The organism is Alkaliphilus serpentinus (assembly GCF_009017255.1).
In the GTDB taxonomy this organism is placed as follows: Bacteria; Bacillota; Clostridia; order Peptostreptococcales; family Natronincolaceae; genus Alkaliphilus_D; species Alkaliphilus_D serpentinus.
The window spans coordinates 1-17,803 of sequence record NZ_WBZB01000057.1 but is presented as its reverse complement, the minus strand read 5'-3'; the positions used below and the strand labels follow the sequence as shown (position 1 = coordinate 17,803).

Genomic DNA, 17,803 nt, shown 5'->3' with positions numbered 1-17,803 from the left:
CCTAGCTTAGCTGGTTTATATGATGATGGCACCTCATTCAATATTCTCAAGTTGTTCTAGAATTTTAAGCACCCAGTCTTTATGCCTAGATGGATGATAATAAAGTTCCTTTTTATTAGTGGTATTTATACCAAAACAATTAAAGCTATGAACTTGTTCCAACGCCATCTTAGCGTATTTCTTTCGAAAATCGTTTCTACCCCAGGCCAAAATTACAGGTGTTCTTTTGTTTATATTAAGTGCAAACTGTAGTTCATTACGTCTTTCTAACGAGAAAATACTGTGCACCTTATTTTTAGTATACTTTTCGAAGTTTCTAATCCTTTTGTTTAATTGATTACTATTCACCAAACGAATATCTGATAGGTTCAGAATTCTTGAATGTTTAAACTTCCTTTCTAACATAATTTGCTGAATAAAGTACTGAGTATCGTCAGGCTCAGCCTTAACAAGTACTTTCTTTTTAAAATCCATTTTAAAACTGTCAGCTTTAATTTCTTCACCATGATAGTTTAATTCTTCTGGCTTTGAAGAACCAGGATTCATCATTATCACTAAAAGATCAGGTTTCCTTATAGACAAATCAGCTAAATCCATAAACTTTGTTGTTTTGGTGACGATTTCTAAAACGCTTCTGCAACATTCAAGCTTTGAATCATTGACCATAATACGGTAGAAATGACCATAACAATCAAACTTTTCATTCAAAACTCTTCGACTCAATTTAGAGCTCATTTTCTCCTACTCCTTTATTTTAAGGCTTGCATGCTACTCCGATATGCCAATTTCATATAACGTTCCAGTGTTTACGACGCCTTCGAGCTGGACCCTAAAGATAGACCGTCTTGGCGGTGCTTGCACCCAGTGAGAAGGTGTGGTGCCTGATCCTACTTCCCTATGGCTATGGATTAAGTTTCGGTGAACTCTCCTCCTGCACCCTTGTGTAAACACTATGTTATGTAAAGTCGCGCGCCCCTCAAATTCAGAGGATGACAGGACGTCAGCCCCTTTTATTTATCTTATTTTCCTAAATTTACAGATAAATGCTTTCTCCACTCATCTCCATATTGTGAATATACACCTATATTCCCTGCTTTCAAAGATAAAGGAACATCGCTAAACCTCTCAAAAAATTCATCAGTAATTTTTTTTGATTCCTCAATTGGATTTCCAAGTCCTATAGTCATATGAAATACTGGGAATCCATATTTTATGTTAATAAAATTAGGAAAAACTTGATTTAATTTTGTAACAAGCGCTTCAATAGGTGTTACTGGTGAAGGAGTTAGATATAGAACCTTTGTAGTTGGAAAACATGATAATGGTTTTGCCCAAAAATCAAATTTCGGTGTACTCTTTGCAATTTCAGTTAACTTGCTTATTTCACCCTCATTGAACTCATGAGGTAATAGGAAATTATGAAAAAGTGTTATATGAAACGGTACGCTTTTACCTGGATGAAAAATATACTTTTGTCTGAAATCTTCCATCCCATCAATTTTATTCTCAGGAAATAAACACAAAACACTTCTTTGGGCATTTTTGTTCATCAATATTCTCCCCTTTGTTTAATCTTCTTTTGCACTACCTACCGCCACATGATAGATATTTATACTATCTTATAAATCCTAAACCAGTTCTATCTATTCCCGACGCAGGACGCGGAGGCCTATTAGCGCGCGATTTTATATAACGTTCCAGTGTTTACGACGCCTTCGAACTGGACCCTAAAGATAGACCGTCTTGGCGGTGCTTGCCACCCAGTGAGAAGGTGTGGTGCCTGACCCTACTTCCCTATGGCTATGGATTAAGTTTCGGTGAACTCTCCTCCTGCACCCTTGTGTAAACACTATGTTATGTAAAGTCGCGCGCCCCTCAAATTCAGAGGATGACAGGACGTCAGCCCCTTGAACCATTTTATTTCCAATATATCTATTTAGACTTCGTTGACTATTGGGCACGTTCCCATCCTACTAGCACATGAATAAAATCTCTTTTCCCTTCTTTTTCTAACTAACTTTCTCATAGCACTAGCTTTAGTTATAGCAATAATCTACTACATCAACCAAGCTCACCCTTCAAACTAAATAACCTACCTCATGTAAATTTATAAAGGTCAACATCATTATGGGCTACATCAAGAGGTTCCCCTTTTCTCCTAATTCTTTACCTAATGCATATTTTTAATTAATCACCTTTTTATGGTCCTCATCAATAGTTAAATCGCTTTTTTTCTTTTTACGTCATTTAATCTCTTTTCTTTTTTTGATTTCTTTTGATAATGTGTTGACCACACCATTAAAATGTGACTATTATGCCATACCTATATATATCTTCTACTTAATAAACATTCCTTATTAAGGCTAAGCCAATAGTTAATTGAAATACTCCCAAACTTCTTTTTTTCTTTTCCGAGCATGGACGCTCGGCCTATTTAGCGCGATTTTATATAACGTTTCTGTATTTACGACGCCTTCGAGCTGGACCCTAAAGATAGACCGTCTTGGCGGTGCTTGCCACCCAGTGAGAAGGTGTGGTGCCTGATCCCACTTCACTTTGGCTATGGATAAGTTTAGGTGAACTTACCTCAGCACCCCTGCGTAAAAACAGTGTTGTGCGATGTACCGACCGTCTTTTCCAGCCGCACGGCGGAGTCAAGGCTGGTCATCTACTTATGAATCAGCAGGATTTCCTATAATGAATAAAACATGAATATAATTATTTGTTCATTAATGAATACTCCATATTAAAGTGAGTATCCGTTGTTGCTATCACCTTAAATCCTAGTTTAGTATATAATTCTTTTGCACGAAGATTATCTTTAAAACATCCAATTGTAATTGTCTTATTATCTTTGGCTGCTTGTTCAATAATGCTTTTTATTATACTGCTACCGATACCATGTCCTTGATACTCTTGAATAACATGAATTTCAATAATGTTGATCATTATTTCGCTTTCATTAGTTTGAATAAAACCAATATCTTTTTTATTTAAAGCAATTATCTTAAAGTCGGTTAAATTAAAATCCGAATGAAAGTCCCTCATTTGATACGCCTCATCCCAACCCCAAGTCTTTTTCACAAAATCATAAATCGAACTCTTTTTTGTACAATAAATAAATTCTTTGTCCTCAATAGAAATATCTCTTAAATAATATTTCATAACGCACCCCTTTGAAATACTGAGTATGATTAATATAGTTTCTTAGCACCCGACGGCCGGAGCCCGGGTGCACTAAGGTCGGAATGTCGTACAACTATTATGTTTACGACTGTCGTAAATACACCCATATAGGTTATGTATCTGAAGGGTTGTCGTAAATATTTCTTTATGTCTGTACTTATCTTTTATTGAATAAAAGTGTTCCATGATAATATTATATAAATAATTCCCCATATTTTAACAATATCCTTTAAGAATAAATCGAGGAATTTCGACAATTGGCTGTCTTATCGAAATAAAAGAAGCCACAAATATATGGGGTTTACTTCTTACAATAAATATAAAGGCTGATCCTTTGCAGTGATAGCCATAATTAAAGAATCTTTGGGTATATCATCCAGCAGTTCTCTGTTTTTAGCTACCATTAATGGATTAAAACCGCTCTTTTCGTAACATCGTATTGCACGCTTATTCCATGTCTGGGGGTCTATGAAAATAATATCTGCATTTTCATTTTCAAACAGAAATCTAATCATCATTTGTATAACATTAGTGCCTATTCCCTTATTCCAAAACTGTGTTTCACCAATAATTATATCTGCTCCATGGGTATTTTTATACTTCGTCATGTCAACAACTTTAGATTCATCATATTCATCAGGATGGGCTTTATAATATTGAATATATCCGATAGGAGTATTTTGATATTCAATAATACATGGGATAACCCGTTCCTCACCCCTGGCGTAAGGACCAAATTTCATCAAAACTTTTTCCATATCATAGAGTTTACTCTTACCTTCATAGTATTGGGCTACAGAAGGGTCTGAAAGCCATTTTGTTAAAAGGCTGTAGTCCTCTAAGCAATCCTTCATTCTACGAAGTGTAATTAATTCGTCTCTATATATACCTTCCATAATTAAACATCCCTTAATATAATTAATCCTTCCTTCGGTTATTGTTCATTTCTAATTTGGCTTACATTCTCAATATATAAATAGATTTCACCACATACGGTATTTTATAAATTTATTCCCTATTTCTTACCAATATCCTTTTAAAGATTTTCGGGAATATTCGACAATAATCTATTGATAATATTAATTATAATAATACAAAGATAAAGTCCTAGATTTAATCCAGGACTTTTTATAGAGAGGTGTTAAAAGTAACTATTAATGTTTTATTTAATAATGTTAAATTGTACCGAAGCCGCCTAATAGATAAGGGCCACCAAACAGAACAACTAATAGTAAGAAGAAGAATAATAAGCTATCGCCTGTTTCATAGAATAATTTACAGTTGCAGAATATAATCACTAGTAATAAGAAAAAGAATAATAAGCTAGTGTTGGTACCAAATAAACCTCCTCCACAATTCTTTTTTGCTATTTCTGCCATATAGTTCACCTACCTTCAAATTTCTTTTTTAATACATATACCTGAGTAAAGTACTATAAATAGGTATTAGCATTTTAGAATACTGTTTTTTCGATTCACAGCTTAAGACTATCTCTTAGTCTTGATATACTATATTCATTAGGAGAAGAAATTGTTATAATTTAATAGTTAATTTCTTTATAAGTGAAGATTTCCTAATAAAAAATGGTTTACAAATAGAAAAAGATAAGGCTCCATCACATTTTTATAGATGCCACCTTATCTTTAGAATTTCATAAATTTTTATATTCTTTTGTTGGTAGTTTTACTCTAATCGAATAATTGATACACTCCTTAAATAATCACCCTTAGATATTCTTATGCTTTAAATATACTTGGTCTGTTTAATTGCAGCTTCTTTGACGTAATTTGAATAATCAATTCTTCAAATGCAGAAATGGTTGCAATTAATAATGTTATGTTTACCAATGTTCCTGTATCAATATAAGGAATCAATAAAGGTACTATAAATAGAGTTAAACCAGTGATTTTGTTTCCGTAGGTATGCAAAATTACAAATGTCTTATATTTCATTAGGGCTACCAGTATAGATAGTAATCTAATAGAGGCAACTGATATTATCCAAAGGATGTTTCCTCTTGAAGGATTGATTATTGGATAAAGCAGGATTAATAATACCGTTAACATGATTAAATCAGCTATAGAATCAAGCTTCGCCCCAAATTTACTGGTTCCTCCTAACTTTCTTGCAATATATCCATCAATAACATCACTGAAGCCACAAGCTAGATATATTAGGTAAAAGCTTAAGCTTAATGGCTTAACAATTAACAGCACTATTGAAAGAAGTATTCTGCTGGTAGTTATATAATTTGGTATGGCCTTCATCATACAATCTCACCTCAATGGTAGTACCCTACCTTCCATTTATTCTAATAATAAGGTCCTTACAATGGGGAAACATGTTACAGAGCTCTTCTGCACCATACAAGGTAAAATCTCGATAATCAAATCCTGGAGAAACCATGCAGCTTACTAAAGAAAAGGAATCTTCATTCAATGGCTCCGCTCCAAAAACTACGTTAGCAGGAACTAATATTTGTGGATTTTGTCCTTTTTCAAAGTCTAAACCTAAATGAAGGGCCTTATATATTCCATTCTCATCAATTGTATGAATTACCATAGGGGATCCGTATTGATAAAACCACATCTCATCAGAATTTAGCTTATGAAGCTTTGAAACTTGGCCTGATTCTAGTAAATAGTAAATAGTTGTTGACAGGGCCCTCTCTCCCCTCTCATCCTTAAAGGGAAAGGGGTTTCTATAGGTTTCCTTATAATATCCTCCTTCTACATGCCCCTCCAAATCTAAATTTTTGATAAAATACTCAGCAGTATACAATTTCATCTTCCTTTCTTACAACAGAGTGTTATTATATTTTCTTCATATAATCTATTAAAGTTAATTTCTCCGAAATCTTGTGTTCTCCAACCTTTTTATAACCCAGTTTTTCATATAAATGCTGATTGCTAAAGCTCAGATGGGGTGTATCAAGATCCCATATAGATGCATTAGGGAGGCTTTCTTCAATGAATTTAATAGCGTTAAACCCATAGCCCTTATTTTGATAAGTGGGATCAATATAGATTCTATTTAGACGATAATGAGTTTGGCTCTTTTTTCTTATATCAGCACCGCCAATTATTAATTCATCAATATATATAGTATAGTAAATAAAATCATGGATTTTTTCTTTAAGCCTCTCTAATGTTTCATTATAAGGATTCATAGGATCTTGATACTTTTTAAAATCATCTAAAAAAGCCCTTCTTTGAATCTTCCAAAGTTTTTCTGCATCCTTTGGATTTGTTCTTTCGATAAAGAGTCTCAAAAGGTCCACTCCCTTCATAACAGATTTTCACAATAATATTACAGTTATAGAACTGAATAGATCATTTAATATGTAATAAGCTTTCAGTTAAAGCATCATTGTTTTCACTTACCTCTATATCGGGCAAAGTACCCCTTGCCTCATTTCCTGTTCCATCGTTATTTAAACCATAAAGCATACTAAAACGAATAATAAGACCGCTATTCGGTAGTGAGAACAAAATAGGATCGACACCCCCATCGCCACCTGTGGGTTTTCCAACCAGTGTTGCAAATTCGGTGTTTTTAGTAAAGATTAGAAAGTTTTCAGCTGAAGAGTAATTACTTTCATCAATCAATACCCAGATGTCACCATTAAACAGAATCTCTCCCATTGGTTTTACTCTACTTTCCTGAACAATATAATGATCAAAATAATCTAATACTTCATTACTCAAATTTTCGAATTTGGGTAGGGTTTCAATACTATGAATTTGGGATTTATCAAAACGAGCTTCTAGGTATGGCGATATAAAATTGTTGTTATTTATCAGATAATATCTATCAAAGTATAATGGTTTTTCAATATTGGGGGCTACAATAAGGTCCTCCCAATAGCTATCACTACCTCCAGTATTTCCTTGGATATCTATTATAAGGTGTTGATAATTAGCTACTTCTTTATAAAAATCTATTAACATTTGACGATCCTTTTCGATATTAGACCATTCGAATGTATTAATTTTAATATAAGCAATTTTTCCATCTTCAATAATTTCAAAGCTCAAGTTGTTGTCATCTTTCGAAGGTAGTTGTTCCCCTACATCTTCATTAGTAATTTCTTTGTTATATTTATCCTTCAAACCTTTTTTACTCCTGAAGCCAAGACGACTTTGATCAAGCATCGAATAGGTTTTTATACTAGTTGGATTAAACAACGCAGCAAAGCTAGTATCTATCCATCTTCTTGACGATTCAGTTAGTGTTCCTCGGGAAGAATTTATAGTGTTTACATAATACTGATACTGATAGCCATCTAAAACAGATAAGTGTCCATAACCTTGAAATTCTTTTAAGAAGCTTTTAATTTCTTTCATAAACTCAATATCTGTGTTAGATTTATGAATGGTTTCTCTATAGTAGTCAAATACTTCTTCTATATCTATTCCATCAGCCTCTACTTCCATCCAAAAGGGGTAAGATTTATTTAAAATATCACATAAATATTCATAATCAGCAATCTTTTCTTCAGTAGTTAAATTTATAATGGTTTCAACATTCTTTTTAACAGTCTTTAATATGAAAAAAGATGTAACTACAGTTGCTATCAAGATCAGAAATATAATTTTAGTCTTTTTCATATCTTTTCCTCCTCGTATACTCAAGATATGATTATTAATTAAAACCCTCATTCAATCATAGAGAAAGGATGACACTTATCATTGTTGAATAGGGGTTACCCTTTCCCCTTTTTTTATATATCCTTCTTCTTTATATTCACCATTAATTATCACATTACTAAATTTAATAGGCAGACCTTTACCTTGATAAAAATTAGGATGATCTTGAAAATGAAAATGCAAATGGGGTTCTGTAGAATGTCCTGAGTTACCACATTTTCCAATTACTTGTCCCCTTTTTACAAAGTCTCCTTTATTCACTTCAAAGGTTCCTGGTATAAAGTGAGCCATAAAAGAATACTCATTCTCCTGATGTTTGATTACAACAAAATTTCCCCTAAAATCCTTGGCTAAAAAGTCTACCATCATAGTCCCTGGTTTTGGATAGTCTCTAATATGATCCCTAACCTCTATAACTTCTCCGTCTCCAGGGGACAAAATATTTTGACCATAACAGTAATAATCTTTTAGAGTATCTCCATCATTGGCATGACTACAACCATTGGAATTAGCTATGATAAAATCATAAGCATAGCGTTGATTTACGATTTCCCATGAATGAGAGTCTTTTTTATCAATCCCACCATTTGCAATGAACCATTCATCCGTAAAAGGCAGAGTGTATTTCCCCTTTTGTTGAAAATCAATTAGTTCAGAAGTGTTTTTCTGGGAAATTATTTGCTTAATCATTTGAACAAATTGAAAGGGATTGAATAGAGATAAAATCATCGAAGTATAGTATTTAATGCTGGTTGTTATCATACCAGATCTTTTACTGGGGCCTGGCATTTGGTAATGTTCATGATCATTACTTTCCTCCTTCGTACCATTAAATAAAAGGTTAATAAAAACCATGATAACACCAATAATAATAGCGATGCCTAATAAAATAGACATCGTCGGGAAAATGATGCCAATAATATAAAGAAACATCCCTATTAATCCCAGAGCTTTAAGCCACGAGCTAGAAGGTCTCACTAATGGAAGGGCAAAGGAACTAAAGATAAATCCAGTAAGAAGTACAAATCTGATTACATGTACCAAATCTTCTGATGGCGAGAAAAGTTTTTCGACTGCTATTAGTAATGCTATAAGGTACCCCGAGATATGTAATGTCTTTGTCAATACTGAATCCAAATATTGTCTGCTCATTTATCTATCCTCCAAACAAGATAAAATTCTAAAAATAATGTAGAAGCATCCCTTAAGAATTGTTAGATGATTACTAATTAATCCTAAGACTTTTATTTATTATCTCTGTAATATTCTTCAAATTAAATAATGCTGTTCTCTATTGGGCTTTCTTTCTAAAGAGAATCATGAACTCTTCCTCTTCAAGTTTAAAATCGGCATTATTTATTCTAGTAAAGTGTTTGTGTTTGAGAAATTATTGAATTAATAATCTCACCTCGGTTCCTATAACTATAAATTTCCTCAAAATATCGAATTTTCCTCTAAATACAATTCGAGTTATTTCGACAAAATTATTTTCCTGAGTTTAAATCAAATGAGTAGTAATTTACTCAAAAATAAAACAGTTGAGTTCACACATTCAACCATTTCAAGTATTAGAATTCGAATCCTATTCTGATTTTCCTTCTGCTATCAATTTAATGGTACAGTAATCTATTTCATCATCCACTCTTGTTGCTAATTGAATCAAAATGCTTTTATCGGAAGCAAAGGGTTTAATATATTCAACAGGTATTGTCACTACTTTCAATCCAGTAGGTTTAGGACTAGATACTATAACGATTTGATTTTCATAGGAGTATATATTGTGTATTTCTGATTGCATAATGGCTACTTCTATTTGGCTATAGGGGTCATCCTTAGGATAGTCTTTAAAGCTAATGGATACATCAGCAATGCCTAAATCGTGTATAAAATCATAATATATTGATGCCGTTGGATATGTTGCAAAAATCCTGTGCATAGCATAATGAATTCTGTTAGGGGCATAGCTCCAACGATGATATGAGCTATGCCAATAAGATTTATAGGCTTGCCTTTTCCAATAATCATCGTTATAAATATAAAAAATGGGAATTTCTATCCCCTCCTCTATAACTGTTCTGATAGGATAAAGTGTTTCTGGAAGGGGATCTTGATAAAAGGGTGGATCATCTAAATTGATTGCTTCATTGGGCTCTAAAAATCTTTGATAATTACTAAAACTACTTATTGCATCTTCTTCATTTTTTACTCGTAAAGAGGTAATACTGATGATTAAAAAATAAACGATCACAATTAAGCACAAATAAATAGCAATAGCTAGAACTAAGCTTTTAACAGTGTTCAAACTAAAATCACCCCTAAAAAATAGTCATTATATTCTCTATATATATCCTTTGCGACTATTAGATAGAATTAATCAGTAATTTTAATTGAGATATATAATCTAATATATGAGGTCTATCCATAAAAAATCCATTTTCAATGAGTGGATTTTGATATATTAAGGATATTCTATTTATGAAGCAGCATCCTTAGAGCAAGATAGGGAAATGGGATGTGCAGGCGGCTTAGTCATTAATGTGATGATAGAACCAATAATAGCAAGAACTGCGGCAATTATAAAGGTTGATTTTAGACCACCGGCATTTGCTACAATATATGGACCAACCAGAGCAGCTATACCATAGGCCTGATAAACAATTCCGTAATTTGCACCTAGATTCTTTAATCCATAAAATTCACCCGTAACTGTCGGGAAAACTGCTAAGAATCCTCCAAAACAGAAGGCAATTCCACCCAGACAGATAAAATAAGTTACGATATTTAAGGATATAACGCTTAAGGCTACCATTGCAAAGGCGGTGATAATAAACATTAAAAATATTACTTTAATTCTTCCGATTTTATCTGATAAAGTACCCCATGTAAGTCTACCAGAAGCATTAAATAGAGCAATCAAGGCTACTGAGTTGGCTGCAACATTGGGCTCTATATTAGCCAGCTGAACACCGATATCCTTTGCTAGACCTATAACCAAGAGGCCACTCATTGATCCAAACAAAAACATAATCCAAAGAAGATAAAAGGAGGAAGTACTTAACATTTCCTTTACTGTAAAGTTACCCCCATTGCCAGAAACTGACTTGTTTTGTTGATGATTATTGGGAAGTCTTAGGATTTGAGCACCTATAATAACAAGTATAAAGTAAATAACTCCTAAATAAAAGAAGGTGGCAGAAACCCCTTTTGTAGCAATAAAAAACTCTATAACAGATTTAAATATTAAACTGCCTAATCCAAAGGCACCCACTGCAATACCCGTTATCATTCCCTTTTTGTCGGGGAACCATTTTACACAGGTGGACAACGGGCAAACATAAGCAAAGCCTACTCCTGCTCCGGCAATAACTCCATAATATATGTATAGTTGAAACAGGGATGTGGCAGTGGAGGATAACATTAGTCCAACCCCATACAATATCCCGCCAATGGTGGCTACAATCCGTGGACCAATTTTATCTTGGAGCTTGCCAGAAAAAATGGTTGAAAATGCAAATACGAAAATAGCTATTGAGAAGGTAAAAACCACTTGACTATTTTCCCAACCGAATTTGTTCATTAGGGGTTTATTGAATAAACTCCAAGAATAAATAGCCCCGATACAAACTTGTAATAATACAGCACCTAATACTACTAACCATCGGTTCATTTCTTTTTTGTTGTTCGTCATAAAAGACCTCCTTGATTATGTCTGTTAAATTGTTTGTTGTCATATATCTTGATCATTGAAATAATGCAAGGAGACAACAACATTTCTATTATATAAGCTTAACTAATATAAGGCAATAGTTAGATTTTTGTGGGCAATAACTTTTAAGCGTTCCCCTTTAAAAACCTTCATTTCATAGGTAACAAAGAGAATTTTCTAACTAAATAAAAAAATACTCAACGGAGTACTTTTTATAAATTATAGAATTTGATTACTTATATAATATGAGTCCTATTAAACCAGCAATTATTACGATGATTGCTGGACTAATCTTCAATACAACTAATGCAAGAAAGGCAAGAATACCAATTAAAAGGTTTTTATAGGCTAATTGAGTTTTTAATAGAGCTTGCACTCCAAAGCCTAGAACCAAGCCCCATGTAGCGCTCTTAATTGCCTTTAAGGATCTATCAGCAACGGGGAAGCGATCTACCTTATTAAGTATATTAAAAAGTATAAGTATAGCAGCCATAGGTACAATAATGCTTGCAGTAATGGAAACTATGGCACCTATAATCCCTGCTTCCTTGTAGCCTACATAGGAGGCAAACTTAATAGAGATAGCCCCTGGTATAGCTTGAGAAGCTCCTAGAATTCTCATAAATTCATCATGGCCTATCCATTGATAAACATCGACCACCTGCTGTTCTATAATTGGTATAAGTGTGTACCCACCACCAAAGGAAAGAAGGCCTACCTTAAAGAAGGCTATAAACAGCTGTAGAAGTTTAAAAACCATAAATTGATCCTCCGTTTCTATTTTTACAAATAGTTCTACATTCTTACATCAATAAGTATAATCACTTACTATAATTTAGATTTAAAAGTAATAACTAAATCCTATCATATAGGATAAAACCTTTCAATTAGAATATCTACAAATGGTCAAATCCAATTAATAGATCATAAAAATTTGCTCTGATAATAAAAACAGAGCAAACTCTACAGTGCTATTTTACTTTAATAAATTTTGACCTATTGATCAGTCTACAAGAATGCTTCCTTTATAAAGGTTTTAGTGGCTTCTTTTGTAGGGTTATAGATTACTTCATCACTTGTACCAGATTCCTCAATCACTCCACCATTCATGAAAGCAACAGTATTACATAGCCTTTTGGCTTGTTTGATGTTATGGGTTACCATGATGATTGTTGCATGATTGTTTTCGTAATAACATTTTATAGCATCTTCCATAGCATAGATTGATGATGGGTCAATATTGGCAGTAGCCTCATCTAAGATTAGCAAGGAGGGATTAAAAATTAAAGCTCTAGCTAAGGCAACTTTTTGGCCTTCACCACCGGATAAGGTCCAGGCCTTCTGATGCTGCAACCCAGCTATACCCATCTCTCCTATAATTTTCTGTACCCTGGTATGAATCTCTTCCTTGTTTATATTCCGTAGTTTTAATGGATAGGCAATATTATTATAGACAGTGGTCCTTAAAAGATAGGGTTTTTGAAAAACCATGGTCATATTTCGATTAATCCGTTGATTTAAGCCCTCATGGTTGTATAATATACAACCAGTTGAAGGAGTATCTAATCCAGCAATGATTTTCACTAAAGTACTTTTACCCGCACCGTTGGGGCCTATAATTCCTAAAAAGGATTTACTTGGTATATGAAAACCATCGATTGCTAGAATTTTTCGATTATTGTAGGTTTTCGTTAGATTTTTTATCTGAATATCCATAGTTATTCTCCCTGTTGAAATCGGTATAGTAGTGAATTTACAATGAAGGATAAAATCAATAGCACGATGCCGATGGCAATGGCCATATCGGTTTGCCCCATACTATGATTCATAGCAATGGTGGTGGTCATCACTCTCGTATGATGTCTAATATTGCCTCCAACGATCATAACTGCTCCAACCTCAGAAACTGCCCTTCCATAACCTGAAACCATTGCTGCAAATATACTAATTCTAAGCTCTTTAATTAGTAAAATCATGGTTTGAGTTTTATTGGCACCAAGGGTTTTAGCCAGATTCTTAATTTTTTCTCCCCCTTCCTTGGTTCCATTATAAACTAATCCTGTTATTATAGGAGTAACCAGCAGTGTTTGAGCAATTATCATAGCTGCAGATGTGAAAATCAATTCTAAGTTCCCTAAAGGACCGCTTCTTCGAATAAATAGGTATACTACTAAGCCTACAATAACTGGGGGTAGCCCCATAAAAGTATATAAAACCCTTATCATCCCCTGCTTAAAGGGAAACTTCTTGATTCCCATTACGATTCCCACAGGTATTGCAATTAGGGCTGAGATCAAGGTAGAGGTAAGGGAAACATAAAGGGATAATAAAATAATCCTATAGATCTCACCATCTAAGGAAAGTAATAGCTCTATTGATTTTATTATACCCTCATATATTTCCCTCATTTTTATGCCCTCCTACTTTGCATTTGGAATGAATAAGGATTGTCCGTATTTATCCTTACCAAACTCTCCTATAAGCTTCTGTCCTTTCTCTGAAAGGATCCATTCTATTAATAAATTAGCTGCCTCATTATTGATTTTATCATTTTTGCTAGGATCTACGGCAATTATTCCATATTGGTTAAATAACCTTTCATCCCCTTCTACAACAATAACTGCTTCAATTTCTTCCATCATGGATAAATAGGTTGCTCTATCTGTTAAGGTATAGCCCTTCATTTCATCCGTCATTTGAATAACTGCTCCCATTCCCTGCCCTGCAGAGATGTAGTTGTCACCCTCTGGTTCTATTCCTAACTCCCTCCAAAGGGAAAGCTCTTTTTTATGGGTTCCAGAATCATCACCCCTAGAAACAAAGGTTCCATTATTTTCAAAGATTAGCTTCATTGCTTCAGTAATGTTTTTACCAGCGGCTTCCTTTACCTTCAATGGATCCTCCTTAGGACCAATAAGGATAAAATCATTATACATTACATCATAGCGTTCCACTCCATGGCCATTTGCAACAAATTCCTCCTCAGAAGCTTTAGCGTGAACCAATAAAACATCCGCTTCACCGTCTTCTCCCATCTTTAAAGCCTGTCCAGTTCCAACGGCGACAACCTTTACTTCAATTCCTGTTTCCTCTTGGAATACTGGAAGTATGTAGTCTAATAAACCGCTGTTTTCTGTACTGGTTGTGGTTGATAGAATAAGATCTTTATTTTCAACGGCTATTTCTTTATTATCTGGATTCTCATTAAATTCATTTTTTTCATCATTGGGATTTGTACATCCTATAGCTAATGATAAAATTAAAAGAGTGGATAGCATAATGAATAAAAGTGATTTTGCTTTTTTTCTACTAAACATATGATTCCTCCTGTTCTATAGTTTAACATAACTGATAATACTAAAAAAAGCTATATCCTCCCTCCTTCCACAATAATATAAGTTACCATGCTAGGAAGGGATCATAAAAAAAGCACCTAAAGAGGTGCACTAGATACAAGGTCTAGTTATTTCACCCTCCTTTCCACACTGGGAGGCATTCAGGTTTCCCCAAATACCCTATAGGCTATGATTCCATTGATTTTTTTTCGTTAGGAATAATAGCTCGGAGTTATTCACTTATTATAAGCTTAAAGGATTGTATAAAGCATGTCAATATTTATTAAGTTTATAACACTAAGGAAAATAACCTATTTTACTTATTGAATATATTAAAGCTTGTAATATACAGCCTGTCTTATTACAATTATGTTAGAGGTGATTTTATGGCTAAGAAGAAGCAAATAACAGTGCATAATAAATCCGATAGACCCAATAATATTGTATTAACAGAACATCAAATAATTGAAGATTGCTTAAATATTGAGGGACAGCTTCCTCCCTTTATGAGGGACTTCTTTATCTACTTAAAAAATGCAGTAGCCTTATCTACTAGGCATGCCTATCTTAACGATATTCATTTTTTTTGTAAATATCTTATAAATGAAACCAATTTAACAACGGCAAAGGAGATATCCCAAATTACGGTAGACGACTTCAACAATATTTCAGCAAGGGAGATTAATCGCTTTATAGGGGATTACTGTACTAGATATATCATTAAAGAAGAGGATCAAATAAAAGTAGTTGAAAATCATAATAGATCTCTAGCCAGGAAAAAGTCCTCTTTATCTGTTCTTTTTAAGTTTTTATTTAGGGATGAGAGAATGAAGGTGAATATCACCGACGGCTTTAACCCCATTAGATTACCGAAGCCTCAACCTGATGCAATTAAGCGTTTAGAAATTGATGAGGTTGCTAAATTGTTGGATATTTTACAGGCTGGTGAAAGCTTTACTGAAAAGGAAAAGGTTTATTGGGAGAAAACCAAACTAAGAGATAGAGCCATCATTATTTTATTTGTTACCTATGGCCTTCGTTTAAGTGAGCTTCAACAGTTGAATATTTCTTCCTTTAACTTCAATAGAGGAGAGTTTAGGATATTTAGAAAAAGAGGTAAAGAGGTTTTAATGCCTATTAATAAAAGCTGCGAAATGGTGGTTAAAGAATACATAGAGGGTGAAAGGCCTAAAGCTGAGGAATTAGATGATGAGAATAAAGACGCTCTATTCCTATCTCTACAGAAAAAAAGAATGACAGCCCGGGCAATTAGAAATTTAACTAAAAAATATACTGCCTTTGTTTTAGGATCAGCAAATGGTGAAGGCTACAGCCCCCATAAGCTAAGGGCTACAGCTGCAACATCCTTAATACAACAGGGCTTTTCTATATATGATGTTCAAAATCTACTAGACCATGACAATGTAACCACAACCCAGCTCTATGCTGCCCATAAGAAGAATATTAAGCGAGAGATTGTGAAGAATTTTGAATGGATAGATGAGGAAGATAATTAAGAATTGAGAATTGAGGAAATTGCATAATTTCTAACAGTTAGGGATAAATGCAGAAAAAATTTCAATGAAAATACTGATTTTTTGAACTTTATCTAAGTTATATTTGAAAAATTATTTCACAAAATAATTATCATTATAAACTTTAAAAGAGCACCTACGATATTGAGTAGATGCTCTTTTTTTAAAAGTCTATGTTAAATAATTTAGTATAAAACCTAATCATCCCTAAATGATTTTAAGAGAGAAGGTTTTCAAGTAAGATTATAATAAGTAGTCGGGGATACGTTAAGCTCTAGTTACCTATTTTAATAGTTTTCGCAACAATTTGTTAGGTTATATTTTATGTCGTTAGCACTTGAGTGATAATATGGGTAAGCTGGTGGATATCCTCCCCTATTCAAAGCATCCGCAGCTGCTTGCTTAAGTTCAGTATTATCCATAAAGATATCTTGGTATTTCATACGAGCAAGTTTTGAATCACCTTGCTCGTTTTCTTTTATTAATTCTCCTGCATCATTATAAATATCAACCTCAGACCTATCATATCTCCTCCAAATATCAGCGTAAGCGTATGAATTGGCAGAAAGAGATCCGTCGCTTAATTTTAATTTAACTCTTTTTGCAGAAACTGATTCTTTTTTCAAAATATAAGCTGCAATGTTTGATGTAAAATAAACATTATCATCAGTGAAGTATCCTACAGCAGAATAAACAGCACCCGCAACAGGTGTATAGTATCCAACGCCTATTGATAGTAAATCATCCATTATCTTATTAAAGACTCCGCTACTTTCATCAACCTCTACCCCAGCTTCAGAATATGCTAGTTTTTGTACAACTTCAAAATCAGAAGCTGTATAATCAGAAGATGTAGCACCTATCGTCTGTATTGCAGGTTCTGTTTTATTTGTTGTAGACTTGTTATCGCTCTCTATATCTATAGGAACATCAAAAATAAAGTACTCATCATACTTGTCAATAAACTCCTGCATTTTCCCCGTTTCTATCGCTTTTGCCATATCTTTTTCGTACTTTTCTGTATCTAGAATTTTATTCTATCTTTTGGCCTTCTCACCAAGAAATTCAATAAAGCTATCATCATCACTCTTATATGCTTCAATTAATTTTTGTTCAAGTTCTTCGTTAGATAATTTTGACACATCAATTTTATTGAATTTTTCGTTAGAATTAGCAAAAGATGAAGTGATGGTCAAAACTACTATTGTCATTATTAAAATAGTTGATAAAAATTTTTTCATAAATATCCTCCTATCTCTTTCTTTGAAATCTATTCTTTATATATCTCCGTTTTTCTTAGAAATACGAAGAATTTGAATTTATTATATCTGGAGCCGCTTTGTTAATTCATCCTAAGCTCGGTTATCGTGAGCCAGGTCGAAAAAGTGGCTG

General features: G+C 33.6%; 19 protein-coding genes and 1 riboswitch. Of the genes, 1 reads left to right on the top strand and 18 read right to left on the bottom strand.

Features of this window, described 5'->3' with window-relative positions:
* Positions 1-33 precede the first annotated feature (33 nt).
* The 16 genes from F8153_RS14665 to F8153_RS14590 all read right to left on the bottom strand — a co-directional run bounded on the left by F8153_RS14665 (position 34) and on the right by F8153_RS14590 (position 14,858).
* Positions 34-735 carry a hypothetical protein gene (locus F8153_RS14665; protein WP_151867110.1) on the bottom strand — a complete coding sequence of 234 codons (702 nt, stop codon included), beginning with the start codon at positions 733-735 and terminating at the stop codon, positions 34-36.
* Positions 736-1,019: 284 nt separating this feature from the next.
* A complete protein-coding gene (locus F8153_RS14660) occupies positions 1,020-1,550 on the bottom strand; it encodes a 2'-5' RNA ligase family protein (protein WP_151867109.1) in 531 nt (176 codons plus the stop codon).
* 1,168 nt (positions 1,551-2,718) lie between these two features.
* A complete protein-coding gene (locus tag F8153_RS14655; RefSeq protein WP_151867108.1) occupies positions 2,719-3,165 on the bottom strand; it encodes a GNAT family N-acetyltransferase in 447 nt (148 codons plus the stop codon).
* Positions 3,166-3,494: 329 nt separating this feature from the next.
* Positions 3,495-4,082: a GNAT family N-acetyltransferase gene (locus F8153_RS14650; RefSeq protein WP_151867107.1), complete on the bottom strand. Its 588-nt coding sequence runs from the start codon at positions 4,080-4,082 to the stop codon at positions 3,495-3,497.
* 279 nt (positions 4,083-4,361) lie between these two features.
* On the bottom strand, positions 4,362-4,565 hold the full coding sequence (locus tag F8153_RS14645; RefSeq protein WP_151867106.1) for a hypothetical protein: 204 nt from the start codon (positions 4,563-4,565) through the stop codon (positions 4,362-4,364).
* A gap of 357 nt (positions 4,566-4,922) precedes the next feature.
* Positions 4,923-5,456 carry a CDP-alcohol phosphatidyltransferase family protein gene (locus F8153_RS14640; RefSeq protein WP_330577805.1) on the bottom strand — a complete coding sequence of 178 codons (534 nt, stop codon included), beginning with the start codon at positions 5,454-5,456 and terminating at the stop codon, positions 4,923-4,925.
* 25 nt (positions 5,457-5,481) lie between these two features.
* Positions 5,482-5,973 (bottom strand): cupin domain-containing protein, encoded by a 492-nt coding sequence (locus F8153_RS14635; RefSeq protein ID WP_151867105.1) that lies wholly within the window; start codon positions 5,971-5,973, stop codon positions 5,482-5,484.
* A gap of 25 nt (positions 5,974-5,998) precedes the next feature.
* Positions 5,999-6,457: a GNAT family N-acetyltransferase gene (locus F8153_RS14630; RefSeq protein ID WP_192929840.1), complete on the bottom strand. Its 459-nt coding sequence runs from the start codon at positions 6,455-6,457 to the stop codon at positions 5,999-6,001.
* Positions 6,458-6,518: 61 nt separating this feature from the next.
* The gene (locus tag F8153_RS14625) at positions 6,519-7,796 is read right to left on the bottom strand and encodes a S41 family peptidase (protein ID WP_192929839.1); all 1,278 of its coding nucleotides are present in this window, start codon (positions 7,794-7,796) and stop codon (positions 6,519-6,521) included.
* 78 nt (positions 7,797-7,874) lie between these two features.
* Entirely contained in the window at positions 7,875-8,987 is a 1,113-nt protein-coding gene (locus tag F8153_RS14620; RefSeq protein WP_151867102.1) for a M23 family metallopeptidase, read from the bottom strand.
* A 430-nt stretch (positions 8,988-9,417) separates the two neighbouring features.
* Positions 9,418-10,137, bottom strand: a complete 720-nt coding sequence (locus F8153_RS14615; protein ID WP_151867101.1) for a hypothetical protein — start codon at positions 10,135-10,137, stop codon at positions 9,418-9,420.
* Between the two features lie 171 nt (positions 10,138-10,308).
* On the bottom strand, positions 10,309-11,523 hold the full coding sequence (locus F8153_RS14610; RefSeq protein WP_151867100.1) for an L-lactate MFS transporter: 1,215 nt from the start codon (positions 11,521-11,523) through the stop codon (positions 10,309-10,311).
* A gap of 250 nt (positions 11,524-11,773) precedes the next feature.
* Positions 11,774-12,301, bottom strand: a complete 528-nt coding sequence (locus F8153_RS14605; RefSeq protein WP_151867099.1) for a chromate transporter — start codon at positions 12,299-12,301, stop codon at positions 11,774-11,776.
* Positions 12,302-12,549: 248 nt separating this feature from the next.
* Positions 12,550-13,257, bottom strand: coding sequence for an ATP-binding cassette domain-containing protein (locus tag F8153_RS14600; protein ID WP_151867098.1), 708 nt, complete (start codon positions 13,255-13,257; stop codon positions 12,550-12,552).
* Between the two features lie 2 nt (positions 13,258-13,259).
* A complete protein-coding gene (locus tag F8153_RS14595; RefSeq protein ID WP_151867097.1) occupies positions 13,260-13,949 on the bottom strand; it encodes an ABC transporter permease in 690 nt (229 codons plus the stop codon).
* 12 nt (positions 13,950-13,961) lie between these two features.
* Positions 13,962-14,858: a substrate-binding domain-containing protein gene (locus tag F8153_RS14590; protein ID WP_151867096.1), complete on the bottom strand. Its 897-nt coding sequence runs from the start codon at positions 14,856-14,858 to the stop codon at positions 13,962-13,964.
* A 140-nt stretch (positions 14,859-14,998) separates the two neighbouring features.
* Positions 14,999-15,120: riboswitch (molybdenum cofactor riboswitch) on the bottom strand.
* A gap of 142 nt (positions 15,121-15,262) precedes the next feature.
* On the opposite strand from F8153_RS14590, the gene F8153_RS14585 reads away from it, so the two are divergent.
* On the top strand, positions 15,263-16,393 hold the full coding sequence (locus F8153_RS14585; RefSeq protein WP_151867095.1) for a tyrosine-type recombinase/integrase: 1,131 nt from the start codon (positions 15,263-15,265) through the stop codon (positions 16,391-16,393).
* 305 nt (positions 16,394-16,698) lie between these two features.
* Here the strand turns inward: F8153_RS14585 and F8153_RS14580 are convergent, their stop codons facing one another.
* Positions 16,699-17,412 carry a hypothetical protein gene (locus F8153_RS14580; RefSeq protein WP_151867094.1) on the bottom strand — a complete coding sequence of 238 codons (714 nt, stop codon included), beginning with the start codon at positions 17,410-17,412 and terminating at the stop codon, positions 16,699-16,701.
* A gap of 36 nt (positions 17,413-17,448) precedes the next feature.
* Positions 17,449-17,652, bottom strand: a complete 204-nt coding sequence (locus F8153_RS14575) for a hypothetical protein (protein WP_151867093.1) — start codon at positions 17,650-17,652, stop codon at positions 17,449-17,451.
* Between the last annotated feature and the right edge of the window lie 151 nt (positions 17,653-17,803).